At 63.7% G+C, this 15,504-nt stretch carries 8 protein-coding genes; 3 read left to right on the forward strand and 5 right to left on the reverse strand.

Translation table 11 applies throughout. The features are described from left to right. Nucleotides 1-410 precede the first annotated feature (410 nt). The 3 genes from AC1POX_RS05580 (at nt 411) to fhuE (ending at nt 6,801) form a co-directional block, all read left to right on the forward strand. Nucleotides 411-1,691, forward strand: coding sequence for a dicarboxylate/amino acid:cation symporter (locus tag AC1POX_RS05580; RefSeq protein ID WP_029820178.1), 1,281 nt, complete (start codon nt 411-413; stop codon nt 1,689-1,691). A gap of 205 nt (nt 1,692-1,896) precedes the next feature. Then, nucleotides 1,897-3,897, forward strand: a complete 2,001-nt coding sequence (tkt, locus tag AC1POX_RS05585) for a transketolase (protein ID WP_122272391.1) — start codon at nt 1,897-1,899, stop codon at nt 3,895-3,897. Nucleotides 3,898-4,617: 720 nt separating this feature from the next. Next, entirely contained in the window at nt 4,618-6,801 is a 2,184-nt protein-coding gene (gene fhuE, locus AC1POX_RS05590; RefSeq protein ID WP_372356840.1) for a ferric-rhodotorulic acid/ferric-coprogen receptor FhuE, read from the forward strand. Between the two features lie 475 nt (nt 6,802-7,276). Here fhuE and AC1POX_RS05595 read toward each other — a convergent pair whose 3' ends face one another. From AC1POX_RS05595 to AC1POX_RS05615, 5 genes are all read right to left on the reverse strand, one after another. Then, a complete protein-coding gene (locus tag AC1POX_RS05595; RefSeq protein WP_372356841.1) occupies nt 7,277-7,996 on the reverse strand; it encodes a M23 family metallopeptidase in 720 nt (239 codons plus the stop codon). Between the two features lie 2 nt (nt 7,997-7,998). Next, on the reverse strand, nt 7,999-8,928 hold the full coding sequence (locus AC1POX_RS05600) for a L,D-transpeptidase family protein (protein ID WP_029820174.1): 930 nt from the start codon (nt 8,926-8,928) through the stop codon (nt 7,999-8,001). Nucleotides 8,929-9,306: 378 nt separating this feature from the next. Continuing rightward, the gene (locus AC1POX_RS05605; protein ID WP_014090946.1) at nt 9,307-12,021 is read right to left on the reverse strand and encodes a TonB-dependent receptor; all 2,715 of its coding nucleotides are present in this window, start codon (nt 12,019-12,021) and stop codon (nt 9,307-9,309) included. Nucleotides 12,022-12,143: 122 nt separating this feature from the next. After that, nucleotides 12,144-13,319 (reverse strand): phosphatidylinositol-specific phospholipase C1-like protein, encoded by a 1,176-nt coding sequence (locus tag AC1POX_RS05610; protein WP_372356842.1) that lies wholly within the window; start codon nt 13,317-13,319, stop codon nt 12,144-12,146. Between the two features lie 135 nt (nt 13,320-13,454). After that, a complete protein-coding gene (locus AC1POX_RS05615) occupies nt 13,455-15,404 on the reverse strand; it encodes an acetyl-CoA hydrolase/transferase C-terminal domain-containing protein (RefSeq protein ID WP_372357141.1) in 1,950 nt (649 codons plus the stop codon). Between the last annotated feature and the right edge of the window lie 100 nt (nt 15,405-15,504).

A 15,504-nucleotide genomic window follows, 5' to 3' on the forward strand; every position in this document is an offset into this window, starting at 1 on the left:
CAGCGCTGTCGACACGGCGTATTCGCTCTTCAACGAAACCACCAGCCAACTGTCTAGTGTGGTGTCCTTGCCGATTGCGGGACCGTTGGCGGCATGGACGCTGCCATCGAGCCCCCAGGGATGGGTTTACGGCGTGTCCCGCGAGCGGCGAGGGCAGGCATCGCGCACTCGACAGGCGGGCTCTCGCTTTCAGCCATCTGATTTCATCTGAACGCCGCGACGGCTCGAAATGCCGGCCGTCCTGCTTTGCGCCTAAACAGCAACTCCTACAGCCAACTGCAAAACGCCTGCCTCACCCGACAGCGAGAAGCTCGCCTACCCGCACCAGGCATATAGCAGCACCCGGGTAGGTGGCCGCATCCATGGCGTTTGTTAAGCTCCGGTCTTTGTGTCCACCAAGGCCTGACCAGATGACAGCATCCCCAGCCACGCGCCGCCCGGGCCTGCCCCTGCATTGGAAGATGGGAATTGGCTTTGCCGTTGGCCTGTTGTTGGGCCTGGCTGTCTATTACCTGGCCGGCAGCGACGCTGAGTGGGTGCGCCTGGCGACCAAGTACGTCACCACGCCGTTTTCGCAGGTCTTCCTCAATCTTATCTTCATGCTGATCGTGCCGCTGCTGTTCTCGGCGCTGGTCATGGGCATTTCCGAAATGGGCGACATCCGCGCGCTCGGGCGGGTGGGGTGGCGCACCCTGGGCTATACCGTGGTGCTGTCCGGTGTGGCGGTGTTGCTGGGGCTGGTGCTGGTCAACGTGCTCAAGCCCGGTGCGGGCGTGGACCCGCAACTGGCCAGTCAGCTGATCCAGGAAAATGCCGAGCGCACCCGCGAGATCATTTCCAGCTCCGGCACGCAGCCGCAGGGCATGGACATGCTGCTGTCGATCGTGCCCAGCAACGTGATTGCCGCCGCGTCGAGCAACGGCGCGATTCTGTCGCTGATGTTTTTTGCGGTGATGTTCGGCGTGGGCATGGTGCTGACCGAAGACGAAAAGGTCGCCACATTGCGGCGCGGCATCGAAGGGGTCTTCGAGATTTCGATGACCTTGATCGGGCTGGTGATCCGCCTGGCGCCGTATGCGGTGGCGTGTTTCATGTTCAACCTGGCCGCGCTGTTCGGCTTCGATCTGCTGATTCGTCTGGGCGCCTACGTGGGCGTGGTGGTGTTGGCGCTGGGCCTGCACATGGTGGTCAGTTACGGCATTGCGGTGAAATTCGCCGGACGCTCGCCGCTGGGCTTTTTCCGCCAGACCCAGGAAGCGACGGTGATGGCGTTCTCGACCGCGTCCAGCAACGCAACCCTGCCGACGGCGCTACGCGTGGCCGACGAGATGGGCCTGCCGCCGCGCGTGTCGCGTTTCGTGCTGACCGTGGGCGCCACCGCCAACCAGAACGGCACCGCACTCTTCGAAGGCGTCACGGTGATCTTCCTGGCGCAGTTCTTCAACGTGGACCTGAGCCTGGGCCAGCAGTTCATGGTGATGCTGGTCTGCATCCTGGGCGGGATCGGCACGGCCGGCGTGCCGTCCGGCTCGCTGCCGGTGGTGGCGCTGATCTGCGCGATGGTCGGGGTCAACCCGGTGGGTATCGGCATGATCCTGGGCGTCAACCACTTCCTGGACATGTGCCGCACGGCGCTGAACGTGACCGGGGATCTGGCGCTGACGACCTTGGTGGCCAAGGGCGAAGAGTAGGGATTTGGGAGTCAGGATTGGGGATTCGCTAAAGCGGGCTGTTGCGATCGTGTGGTGCCATCGGGCCTTCCTGGATGAAGGTCAGGTCGCCCGTGCCTTCGCCAATCCCGATTCTCCAATCACCAATCCCGGCCCCCTAACGCTGTGTATGGGAGAATAGGGGCCTCCGCTTCCAGCGGTGTTCCCTCCGCTTCCATAGACGCCCATGACCCAGCCCACCCGCCGCCAGCTGGCCAACGCCATCCGTTTTCTTGCCGCAGACGCGGTCGAAGCCGCCAAGTCCGGTCATCCCGGCATGCCGATGGGCATGGCCGATATCGCCGAAGTGCTGTGGAACGACTTCTACCGGCACAACCCGAACAACCCTCAGTGGTTCAACCGCGACCGTTTCGTGCTCTCCAACGGCCACGGTTCGATGCTGCAGTACGCGCTATTGCACCTGTCCGGTTACGACCTGCCGATCGAGCAGCTCAAGCAGTTCCGCCAGCTGCACAGCAAGACCGCCGGCCACCCCGAGCGCAGCGAAACTCCCGGCGTGGAAACCACCACAGGTCCGCTCGGCCAGGGCTTCGCCAATGCGGTCGGTTTCGCGTTGGCCGAGAAGTTGCTGGCGCAGCGCTACAACCGCCCGGAGCTGGAAATCGTCGATCACCGCACCTGGGTGTTCATGGGCGACGGCTGCCTGATGGAGGGCATTTCGCACGAAGCCGCATCGCTGGCCGGTACCTGGGGCCTGGGCAAGCTGGTGGCGTTCTGGGACAACAACCAGATTTCCATCGACGGCAATACGGCCGGCTGGTTCAGCGACGACACCCCGGCGCGTTTCGAGGCCTATGGCTGGCACGTGATCCGCGATGTGGACGGGCATGACGCCGACAAGATCAAGGCCGCCATCGAGGCGGCGCTGGAAAACACCGACAAGCCCACGCTGATCTGCTGCCGTACCAAGATCGGCTTCGGTGCGCCGACCAAGGCCGGCAAGGAATCCTCGCATGGCGCGCCGCTGGGCAAGGACGAACTGGAAGGCGCACGCAAGGCGTTGGAATGGCCGTACGGCCCGTTCGAAATTCCCGAAGAGATCTACGCCGGCTGGCGTGCCGGCGGTACCGGTACCTTGCGTCAGGCCGAATGGGAACAGCTGTTCGACAAGTATGCCAAGCAGTACGCCAGCGAAGCCGACGAGCTGACCCGTCGCTCGCACGGCGAGTTGCCGGCCGACTTCATCGCCAAGGCCGATGCCTACATCGCCAAGGCGCAGGAAGAGGGCCAGACCATTGCCTCGCGCAAGGCTTCGCAGCTGGCGATCGAAGCGTTTGCGCCGCTGCTGCCGGAGTTGATCGGTGGTTCGGCCGACCTGGCGCATTCCAACCTGACCTTGTGGAAGGCCAGCAAGTCGGTCGCCACCGACGACCCGGATGCCAACTACGTGTACTACGGCGTGCGCGAGTTCGGCATGACCGCCATTGCCAACGGTCTGGCGCTGCATGGCGGGTTCATTCCCTTCGACGCCACCTTCCTGGTGTTCAGCGACTACGCACGCAACGGCGTGCGCATGAGCGCGTTGAACCCGGCGCATGCGATTCATGTGTACACGCATGACTCGATCGGCCTGGGCGAGGACGGCCCGACCCATCAGCCGGTGGAACACCTGGCATCGCTGCGCTACATCCCCAACAACGATGTGTGGCGCCCGGGCGATGCGGTGGAATCGGCAGTGAGCTGGAAGGCGGCCATTACCCGCAAGGACGGCCCGAGCTGCCTGATCTTCAGCCGTCAGAACCTGCAGCATCAGCCGCGCAGCGCCGAGCAGATCAAGTTGATCGAACGCGGTGGTTACGTGCTGGCCGATGCCCAAGACGGTACGCCGGACGTGATCCTGATCGCCACCGGCTCGGAGGTAGGCCTGGCAGTAGAAGCCAAAAAGACGCTGGATGCGGCCGGCCTCAAGACGCGCGTGGTGTCGATGCCGTCGACCGATGTGTTCGACCGCCAGGATGCGGCCTATCGCGAGTCGGTGTTGCCGAATGCCGTGCGCAAGCGCGTGGCGGTGGAAGCGGGCGTGACCGGCTTCTGGCGCAAGTACGTCGGCCTGGATGGCGATGTCGTCGGCATGGATACCTTCGGCGCCTCGGCACCGGCCGATCAGCTGTATGCGTACTTCAAGATCACTGCCGAGCACGTGGTGGCCGCAGCGAAGGCGCTGTAGCGCGCTGATATGAGTCACAAAGACGCCGGCGAAAGCCGGCGTTTTTGTTTGTGGCGGATGTCCCAACGCGCTGCGTTTCGCGCACTCGCGGTGCGATGTCTCCATTTCGAGTGCTGCGTGGCCGGCGGAGGGGGGCGCCCGCATCTCTGGCAACGCCGCATGTCGCGAGAATTTGCGCAATTCGATGCGAGCGCTTCCTGCAGCGGTGGATCGGAGCGCCGCAGTCTTAGGGACGATCGCCATCGCAACAGTACGCAAACCCGCGGCATGCATCATTGCGGCAACCGTGGCGGCCGACGGGTTGCCAGATGCATGTGTAACCGCAATGGCTGCGCGGGAGGGCCTGCACAGGGTGGCGCCAACGCGCGAGGCCATGCCCGCCACGTATGACGGCTGATGGCAGAAGCGGGACAGCTGCGGCCCGTGGACCTGGCGCCGGCGAGCCGATGCGTACGCGGCGGCTCTTGCACGCCATGGTCTCCCACGCGTGATATCGCGACCCGGCAGGGCGTGGAGCCAGGGAGCCAGGGAGCCAGGGAGCCAGCGTTCGCCTTGTGGCGGTCGATACCAACGAGGTGCTACGCGGGCTATTTAAAATGTGAATCATTCCCATTAAAATGATGCGCTGCCGATGGTATGGCGCACCGTTCCTCCCCCTTGTTGCCGGCGCTGCGCCTATGCGGTGCGTACGGCCCGATCCGCCTGCGTTGGAGTCACCCGATGATCCGTAGTACCGAAATGCGTCTTATTTCTGTGGGCGCACGCCGCCACGCCCTGCCCCGCGCACTGTTCGCTGCGCTTTGTACGCTGGCCGCCGGCCAGGTCTTGGCAGAAGCGCCCACCGCCGATGCCGAGGTCACCACACTGGACCGGATGACCGTGCAGGGTGAGCAGGCCAAGGGCTATACGGTGGAGAAAACCTCTGCCGGGACGCGGATGAACCTGGCGCTGCGCGAGATTCCGCAGTCGGTCACCGTGATCACCCGCGAGCGCATGGACGACCAGAACCTGCAGAGCATCACCGACGTGCTCAACAACGTCACCGGTATCTCGGCTTCGCAGAATGACAGCGAACGGTTGGACTTCTATGCACGCGGCTTCTATATCGATAACTACCAATTCGATGGCATCCCGGCCTACATGGAGCAGGCGTGGAGCTACGGCGATTCGGCACTGGACGTAGCGCTGTACGACCGGGTGGAAGTGGTGCGCGGCGCAACCGGTTTATTGACCGGCTCGGGTAATCCGTCGGCCTCGATCAATCTGGTACGCAAGCATGCGCTCAGCCGCGACTTCACCGGCACCGTGTCGGTGGGCGGGGGAGACTTCAACAAGACCCGCAGCGTGGCCGATCTCACCGTGCCGCTGAGTCCCGAAGGCACCGTGCGCGCACGCGTGGCGGGCGTGTATCAGGATGGCGAATCGGACATGGATCGCTACAGCCTGCGCAAGAAGATCGGCTCGGCCATCATCGATGCCGACCTCACCGAGAGCACGCTGTTGAGCGTGGGCTATGAGTACCAGAAAAAGGAATCGGACGATGTCACCTGGGGCGGCTTCCCGCTGTTCTACAGCGATGGCACGCGTACCGACTACAAGCGCTCGTTCAATCCGGCGGCCGACTGGACGTTCTGGGACACGCGCCTGCAGCGCACCTTCGCCAGCCTGCAACAGAGCTTCGACAACGGCTGGACCCTCAAGGCCAATGTGAGCCACGAAAACACCGAAGCGACGAACCACCTGTTCTATCCGTTCTACACCATCTTCGGCTTCGACCGCACCACCGGCGGTGGGGTGGTGCCGTATTCGGGCAACTACCAGACCGAGCGCAAGGCCGACGGCGCCGACGTGTATGCCCAGGGCCCGTTCCAGCTGTTCGGCCGCGAACATCAACTGGTCGCCGGCGCCAGCTACAACCGGCGCGAGTACGTCAATAACGGTACCTTCGACTTCCCCGCACCCCTGGACAGCTACCTGGGCTGGAATGGCGCGTATCCGGAGCCCAACTGGAGCCCGCGCACGGTGCAGAGCGATGGCACCATCAAGCAGAAGGCCGCCTACGTGGCCGCACGCTTTTCGCTGGCCGATCCACTGACGTTGCTGGTGGGCGCGCGCTATACCGATTGGCAGATTGACGGCCGTAACGCCGATGCGACGCAGGGGCTGGTGCCGTTCTCCGACACCCAGACCGAAGTCACTCCATACGCCGGGCTGGTCTACGACATCGACGATGTCTGGTCGACCTATGTCAGCTACACCGAGATCTTCAACCCGCAGACCTTGCGCGATGCCAATGGCGGCTACCTGGATCCGTTGAGCGGCAAGGGCTACGAAGCCGGCGTCAAGGCGGCCTGGTTCGACGACCAGCTCAATGCCTCGCTGGCCCTGTTCCGCATCGAGCAGGACAATCTGGGTGTAGCGACGAGCACGCTGGTGCCGGGCAGCAGCGATTTTGCTTACGTCGCTGCCAATGGTGTGGTCAGCGAAGGCTTCGATTTCGAACTCTCCGGCCGCCTGACTCAGGGCTGGAACGCGACTTTGGGCGCCTCGCATTACACCGCACGCGACGACAGCGGTGCCTCGATCAACACGCAACTGCCGCGCACCACCATCAAGCTGTTCAGTAGCTACACCCCGCAGGACGCGTGGAGCGATCTGACCGTGGGCGGTGGCGTCAACTGGCAGAACCGTACGTACTATGTGGACCCGGTGTATGGCACCTTCCAGCAGAGCCCGTACGCAGTGGTCAGCGCGTTTGCGCGCTATCGCCTGTCGCCGCAGTTTTCGGTGCAGCTCAATATCGACAACCTGCTCGACAAGCGTTATTACGCGCAGTTCAACAATGGCTATGGTGCGTGGGGCGCTTCGCGCAACGGCATGCTGACCTTCAACTACACGTTCTGATCTGAAGCGACATCGGGCGTCTGCAACGCTCGCTGCGATTGCGCCATGGCACGGGCATCTTGCGAAAGATGCTTGTGCTTTTTGGTGTTCCGAGTTTCAGCAGATTGCAGGGAATTGCACTGCCGAACAGGGCCTCTGTCAGCCGCGCTGATTGCGCGATCAGGGCGCGCGGTGCATCGAGACCTCGATTGTCGTGAGGCAGCGTGTCGCGTCATCGAGTCAACATGCATGCGATGCACTAGACATCAGCGCCACACGTGCGCTGCGAAGTCCGCAATGCAAGGGGTTCGCTGTGCATGACTGCCGATCGGCGTAGCGCGCTGCGCCGATGTACCTGCTGCTTATTGCACAAGCGGCTGCAGATACGGTGCCATGACCTCTGCCAACCAGTCGATGAAGGCGCGCAGGCGTTGCGGCAGATGGCGGCGCTGTGCAACAAACGCAGGCCGTAGCGAGGCCCATTTGGGCGACCATCTCACTGCAGGAGCTGGTCCCCGTGCAACACCGGATAGGGATTGAGCGCCTCGCCCTTCCACCATTGTTTTTCCGGCCCCAACCGATGGATCTCGAAGTGCAGATGCGGTGCGGCAGGATTGGCGTTGCCAGTGCTGCCGACATAGCCGATGACCTGGCCTCGCTTGATCGATTGTTTCTCCGCCAGGCCGTCGGCATAGCGCTCCAGGTGCGCGTAGTAATAGCAGTATTTGCCGCCAGGCTCGAACTGGTAAATCGTCAGGCCGCCCCGGTCGCTGGTGAACAGTTTCTCCACCGTGCCGTCGGCAACTGCCACAACCGGTGTGCCGGTAGGAGCGAGGATGTCGATGGCATCGTGCACGCGGCCTTCGCTGCGCGCATCGGTGAAGGTGTCCTGCAACTGGCTGGCGCCGATGCCCTCTACCGGAATCAGCAAGTCGCTGCCCGGTGCCGCAGCGGCAGGCGGCTGCGCTGGCGTTGTTGCGGCAGGCATGCCGGCCGGCGCGGGATCGGACAGTGGTGCTGAGGCAGCCATCGGTGCCGCCGTGGCGGCCGCTGCAGGGGCTGCCATCGGCGCAGCACTCGCTGCGCTGCGATCTGTTGCGATGGGTGCAGCGCTGGATGAGGGTTCTACTTTCGCTTCCGGTGCGGTGCGTTCCAGCCACCAAAAGCCGGCCGCGCCCAGCACGACGCCCACCACCAAGGTCATCAGCAGTTTCATGTCTATTCCTGCATCACCACCGGCACCGACGGGCCGACCACGCTGGCGAGGTTGACCACGTCCCAGTTGGTCAGACGCACACAGCCATGCGATTCGGTCTTGCCGACATGGCCGGGCTCGGGCGTGCCATGCAAGCCGTAATGCGGTTTGGACAGATCGATCCAGACACGGCCGACCGGATTGTTTGGGCCCGCTGGCAAGGTGGCCTTCTGATCGCCCTTTTTCGCATCCCAGAACAGTTTGGGGTTGTACTTGAAAACCGGGTCGCGCGAGATGCCGAGAATTTTCCAACGGCCAATGGGCAGCGGGTCGTGCTTGCTGCCGGAAGACACCGGGAATTGCGCATAGACCTTGCCGTCGGCGTCCAATAGCCGCAGCGTCGAATCGGACTTATCCACCACTAGCTTGGCTGGCTTGGCCAGGGGCGGCACCCCGTCGATGTTGGGTACCTGAATCACGCTGCCGGCCTTGCTCAGATCCACGCCAGGGTTGAGTTGGGCCAGCAGCGCGGGGTCTGCGTGGAAACGTTCGCCCAGCGCTTCGTCGACGGAGGCATAGCCAAGCGCAGTCAGCTTGGCCTGCTCGGCAGGCCCCTTGGGAATGGGTTGGAACGGGCCGGCGACATCGGCGTCGGTAAGCGTGTACTGCACCAGGGCCGGTGTGGTGTCGGCCTGCAGGGCTTGCCAGGTCGCGTCATCCAGCTCGCCGGTGGCCTTGATGTTGTGGGCGGCCTGGAACCCTGACACTGCGCGCTTTTGATTGGAGCCGCGCTCGCCGTCGATCTGGCCCGGCGAAAAATGCGCGCGATCCAGCAACACCTGCGCGTGCAGGTCCGAGCGCGCCCCGGTGGGAACAACCTTGGCCGCGGGAGCTGCGGCCGATGCAGGCGCAGCGGCAGGCGCGGGCTGTTGCGCCTGCGCCAGCGCAGACAAGGAAGTACCCAATGCAAGGGCAAGCAAGCAGGCGCGAGCGTAGGGGCGTGGTGGCATGTGCAGGTCCGAAAGAGGCATGCGCGCACCTTGCCGCAGCCGCCTGCGTTTTCTGCGTGAAATCGCTGCACCGGTACTGACTGGGCAAGCGGCGCGATGCGGCATTGCGGTGGGCATTGCGCGCCGCGCAATCGACTGACGCAGTACACCTGTGATGGAGCCTCACTACCGATACCGATACCGATACCGCGGCGCGATGATGCGGCGGCGCAATCGCGGATCGAGCAATGGCGCTGCGACAGCCGCTGGATAGCAGGTGGCAATCGCCGCAGCGGCGTACTTTCCGTTGAAAGATCACCGCTGCAGCGTGCCGGCCTATGATCAGTACGTGTAGCCCAAGGTCAGCATGTAGGTGCGCCCGGTTTGCACATAGGCACCGTCGGCGCCGGGATCGTAGGCCATGTAGCGCTTGGACTTGCCCTGCGTTTCGTAGAACGTGGCGGCATTGAGCAGGTTCTTTGCCGACACGCCGACATCGAGATGGTGCGGCAAGTGATAGGTCGCATTGAAATCCAGCGACTTCACCGGCTGCAGGTAGTAATTGAGGCGGTCGGTGGTGAGCCCCAGCAGTTGCAGGCCGGTGTAGTTGTAGCTCAGGTCCGTGCGCAGGTGCGTGTCGTCGTAGAACAGATCCAGGTTGTAGATGCGTTCGGGTGCGCGCGGCAGCCAGGTCTTTTCCGGCTGGTCGCTGCGTTTGCTATCTGCCTGGCTGTGCTGCAGCGTAAGGTTGGCGGTGACGCCGAAGTTGCTCCAGAGGCCGGGCAACTGTTGCAGGCGCTTGCTCGCCGCCAACTCCAGCCCATAGAGCTTTGCGGTGCCGCCATTTTGCGGCATGGTCACCGGCACGCCATTTTCGAAGGTCGTGCCGGTTGGCACCAGGCCGCCCAGGGTGCTGTCGTTGCTGGTGGCCGATTGCGAGGTATAGATGAACCCATTGATGCGCTTGTAGTACGTCGAGGCGCTGAGCACGCCGCCCTGATGATCGTAGAACTCGGCAGACAGGTCGGCGTTGTCGGCGGTGCTCGCCTGCAGGTTGGGGTTGGGCTTGGAGATGCCGACCACTTTTTGGGTGTCATCGATCGAATACACCGTCTCGCCGGAAATCAGCCCGAATGCCGGGCGACTGAAACTGCGGCGCAACGACGCGCGATATACGGTGAGATCGTCCGGCCGATAGTTGACGCTGATGCCTGGCAAGACCTTGCCGTAGGTACTGCCGCTGCCGACGAAACTGCCGGTGCTGCCATCGCCGCTGGATTGCCAGGAGTCGGCCGAATACTGGGTCAGTTCGTAACGCACGCCGGGCAGTATGCTCACCTTGCCAAGATGCAGCGCGGCCATCGCATAGCCCGAATAGATCGCTTCGGTGCTGGAGGTGGTGTTGGCGTTGTAGTCGTTGGCGGTATAGATGCCTGCGCCGTTCGGGTCGTCGATGTACTTGTAAGGCAGCGCCTGCGCGCGCATCCAGCCGCGATCGAGCAGCTTGAACGGCCCCGCATAGTGACCATCGAATGCGTTGTACGTGATGCGGCCGGGAATCGCGCTCAGCGGCGGGCCGCCGGCGGTGGGAAACGCGTAATTGGGGCCGCCAAAGTACGGGCCGTTGGTGACGAAGTTGCCATCCTTGTGGAAGAACGGGTGGTCATAGGCGTCGCGCTCGGAGTGATCGGCCGACAGGCCAAGTTTGACGCTGTCCAGCACAGCGCCATCGACCTGGTACGCAATGTCGGTATGCGCGTTGAAGCGGTTATCGTGACTGCCGGCGTCGTGGCCCTGCACCTTCCACAACAGCGAAGAATCCAGGTTGTAAAAGAAGTCCTTCAACGCCGGCGAGCTTGGGCCGATGCTCGGGTAGGTGGGGTCGCTGAGGTCGAAGGCGAAGCTGCCCGGGGTAAACCCATACAGACTGGCCGACACATAATCCGGTCGGCTGCGCGTGCCGCGGCCGAACGAGGTACCGTAGTCCAGGTGCAGCCGGTCGAGCGTGGTCTGCCCGCCCAGTTGCACCGTGGCCAGCGTCTCGTCGATATCGTGGGTATTGAAGTACCCGCCGCGCACCGCCGTGGGCTGGTTGCGATAGGTCTCCAGGCGCGCACTGGACTGGTCCTGCGTGCCGGTGACGCCGTAACTGCCGTAGATGGCACGTGCATACAACGCGCTCGTGTCGCCCTGCCAATCCAGCGACAGGTTGCCGCCATAGCGTTCGATCTGGCTGGCGTAGAGGCTGTACTTGTAGCGGGTGCTGATCAGCGGGCCGACATCGCGCAAATCGGTGGCGGCGGCGAGCGCAGGGTCGGCGGGCACGTATTTGCTGTTGGGCGCAGGGGCCTGCGCCATGTTGTTGTTCTTGCCGTAATAGGCCGAGGCGTAGATGCCGAACGCATCGCCTTCCCCGAACTTCCAGGCCAGCTCTTGCTGGAAGGTGCCGCCGCTGTCCTTGCCACCCAGGTGGTGGGCCAATGCATTGAACTGACCTTGCGCGGTGCTCTTGGCATAGAGGTCTTGGTCGAAATCAAATGCATTGGGGGTGCGCATATCGATCGCGCCGCCGATCGAATCGCCGGGCATGTCGGGCGTCGGCGATTTGGAGACCTGCACCGACTGGATGCCGAATGGCGCCAGCATGTTCAAGGAAATGGCGCGCGTCGAGGAGTCGGTTTCCGGCATGCCAAAGCCGTTGAGCGTGTATGCGTTATAGCTGGCGTCCATGCCGCGGATGCTGACGTAGGCGTTCTCGCCGGTGGTGGCCTGGCCAAGATGCATGTCGCTGTAGGCCGATAATCCCGGCATGTGCGCCACCACATCGGCAATGCCGCCGGAGGGAATCGCATCGATCTGCTGCTTGCTCATCACGCTGTTGACGCTATTGGACAGGCGCTGTTCGTTGAGCGAGCCCGGCGCCGCGGCCTGGGTGGCTTGCACGTTGACCGAGTCCAACGTGGTGGTGGTCATCTCTGCAGCGCACGCCAGCGATGGCGCGCAAAGCGCCGCGGCAATGGCGCAGGTCAAGCGATGGAGGGGGCGGGAAAACTGCATCTTGATGCTCGCGTGATGGGGAAGGGGAGGCTCGCGCCCGGGCAGCGGGCACGGCCATGGATCGCCGACGCTTCCATTGCGACAGGGCTGATGCGTAGGGCCGCTTGTGCGCGTTGCTGCCCTCAGTGGTGCAGGTCGATGCCGTCGCAACCCGGGTCCGGTCGCTGCGGATTGCAACGCGCCACCGCGCCGCCATCGAAGCGCACCACGTAGCCGTTATCGGCCGGCTCGTTGATCGGGAAGTCGGTACTGAGCAATTGCGCGCCGCTGGCCAGCATGGCGTCGCGCCGGGCGGTGTCGTTGTGCTGGGCTTCCTGCAAATCCGCATCGGTGCGTGTACGTACCAGATAGCCCGCCTTGACCAGCTTTTTGATGTCATCGGCAGGGCCGTCGTTGCGTTCGACGAAGGCCGCATCGTCTTCGCCTGGCACCGCATTGGTGAAACACACCCGGCCACGCAGCGATGGGTGGCCGGGCAGATAGCTGGCACCGGCAACGCGTTGGTCGAGCAGAAATACCACCTTGCCGCGCGCCTGGGCCAACGACGGCCAGCCATGCGCGAGCACGCCTGCGTTGAGCGTAGGCGCGCGGCCCCGCACCTGATCGGGGCTGATGTATTCACCGGGCTGGAAGACCGAACGCAGTTCGGCATCCAGTGCATCCATCGCCTTTGCATCGAAGGGTTCGGGTTGTACGGTGGGAAACGTCAACTGGATCGGCGCCTGCTTGGTTTCGAGCAGGATGAAGATGGGCACGTGGCCCGGGTGCTGCTTCGACCAGGTGCGGATTTCCTGCAGGCAGGCAATCAACGGTTGGCAGTTGCTGCGCTGGTCCAGATCCTGCACATGCATGACCTTGAAGCCGGGCCTGTCCATCACTCCGGTGGGCGCGCTTGCCGGTGCGGTCGGCAGACCGGCCTTGGCGATCTGCGCAACGATGGCCGGATGTGCGTAGCGCCCGCCCTGTGCATCGGCGAAGACGTCCAGTTCAAGTTGGCGCACGCCATCGTCAAGTTGCTGCGTCAAGGCGGGATGGCGGTAATCCAGCGCGGCAAACAGTGTCGGGTCCAGTTGCTTCAATAACGCCGCTTCGCTGGGCGCAAAGCCGGCGTGGTAGCTGTTGTGGCTGCCGATGTACTGCAGGTCGGTCAGGCGCGGTGCGGCTTGCGCGACAAGACTGCTCAGCAACAGCACGGCGAAGATGGCGGTGCGCTGCGTCTTGCTTCGCTTTGGGCGCACCAACTTCGTTTTGCGATCGAACCCTGACGTGACAGCAGTAAACACGCGAAAAAGATGCATGCAGCACAGCCGGAAAGCGACGAGGTCGCCATCATCACGGCCCAGTTTGACGCATATCTTTCCGCTGTGTGTCCGTGATGCGTCAGTGCTTGCCGCGGTGCGTTCGAGCCGGTGGCAAATCGCGGCACTGTTTCTTCATGGCGCGGCGGTCTGTCGCAAGGCATGGGTCAGCAGCCGCGCCTGCAGGCGATCACCAAGGCTGTTTGGCGCATCCAGTGCCATGCGTTGCAGGCAGGCAACATCATCGGCACCGGGCGCTTGGCGCGTGAGCAGTGCGCGGGCCACCGTGGCGATCTTTCCGCCAGTGCTGGCAGTTGCGCCCTTGAGCCAGCCCAATGCGGGCAGCAGACGCCGTTCGATCTTCGTGAAGTCGCTGCCGAGCGGGTAATCGGGCAGGCTGCCGTCGCGTCGAAATGGGGCCAGTGCCTGTTCCAGTGCACGTGGTGTGTTGCGCTGCGCGCGTACCGGCAGTGCAGGCGCTGTGCGCAACTTGCGCGACCGTTCCGCCTGGGCAAGCAATTCACCCTGGAAGCGGGCATCGCAGATGGCGGCCATTTCCAGCACGCAGTCCTGGTCGGTCTTGTGGCGTAGATCGGCGATGCCGTATTCGGTGATGTAGAGGTCGCGCAGATGGCGTGGAATGGTGGTGTGGCCGTAGTTCCAGCGCAGGTTGCTGGCGGTGTGTGCGCCAGCCTCGCGGGTGGCGCGCAGCATCAAGGCGCTACGTGCCTGCGGCAGTGCATGCGCCATCGCCACGAAGTTGTACTGCCCGCCGACACCGGACACGATGCGGCCATCTTCCAGCCCGTCGGAGACTGCCGCGCCCAGCGCGGTCGCCATCATGCAGGAGTTGAAGAACCGTGCATCCTTGCGTTTCAAGCGGTTTAATGTCTCGTTGCCGCCGTAGAGCTGATTGATCTCGCTGATGCGGCGCATGCCGATCGCCGCGCGTGTCGGGGCATCCAGATCGCGCAGCCATTGATAGAACGCGGGCGAGCCGAGATAGAACGCGCCATGCAGGAACTCGCCTTCGGCGGCAAGACGTGCGTGATCGGCTATGTCGGCGCTGCCATCGGCAATGCGCTGCATCAGCGGCAGATCGTCGTGCACCTTGCGACGGATCACGCCGCTGTCCACCAATTGCTTGAAGCCTTCGTTGAGCATCTCGCTGCAACCGTACAAGCCGACGGAAAACGGCTCCAGGCCGCCGCTGGCCTGCACGGCCGGGTGGTGTTCCAGTGCCGGATCCAGCGCATGCAGCACACGGCGATAGGTCGCGTTATCGGTATGCCGCAGCACCAGTGCATGGCTCAGTGCATCGGCCAGCGTGCCGATGCCAATCTGCAAGGTGCCGCCATCGCGCACCAGGGCACTGGCATACAAGCCGATGGCGTAGTCGACGCTGCTCACCGCTTGCCGCGGCAAGCCGAACAGCTGTGGGAACGGGCCTGGCAAATCGATGATCAGATCGAAGAATGCGGCATCTACCGCTGCGGTGCCTCCCATCCACGGCAACAGCGGATCGACTTCCGCCACCAGCATCGGGCGCGGCAAGCCGAGTGCCTGCACCGCGTCCAGCGTGATGTCGTTGTTGCACGACAACGACAGCCGCGTGCTGCCCGGTTCGCGCGCCACTTTCTGCACGATCAGGTTGGGCGCGCGTTGCGCCACCGCTGCAGCGGCATGCGTGTAGTTGAGGCTTGTGTAGTCGGCCTGGGCCTGGGTGGAATGCAAGAGCCCGCCGGATTGCATGTAGAACTCTTCCACCTGCACATGCGCGGGCAAGGCATCGCGCAGCATGGCGTCGACATAGGCAAGGCGAGGGAAATCCTCGCCAAAGTGGCGCGCGATGAACGGTGCGGCAAAGCGCGCCTGGAGTCCGGTACCCGGCCTGGGGGGATTGAGCGAGAGCGCCGTGTAGATTGCCAGTGGCCGCGACGGCGTGTCCTTGAGCTGTGCGTAGAGCGCGTTCAACAGACGGTGCGGCTTGCCGATGCCCAGCGGCGCGCCCACGCGCAGCGGGCCGTCGATGCGTTGCAGGATCCGCTCCACGGCGGCGCTCAGGTCGGTGAGGTGCTCGGTCATCCACGCAGAGTAGCCGAGCCGGTCGCGTGCTGCCTGCATCCCGATACTCGTGCGCCATGCTTGGCCGCCATCAATGCGGGCAGGCGTCGGGAGCCCGTTC

The organism is Xanthomonas sp. NCPPB 3442, assembly GCF_056725145.1.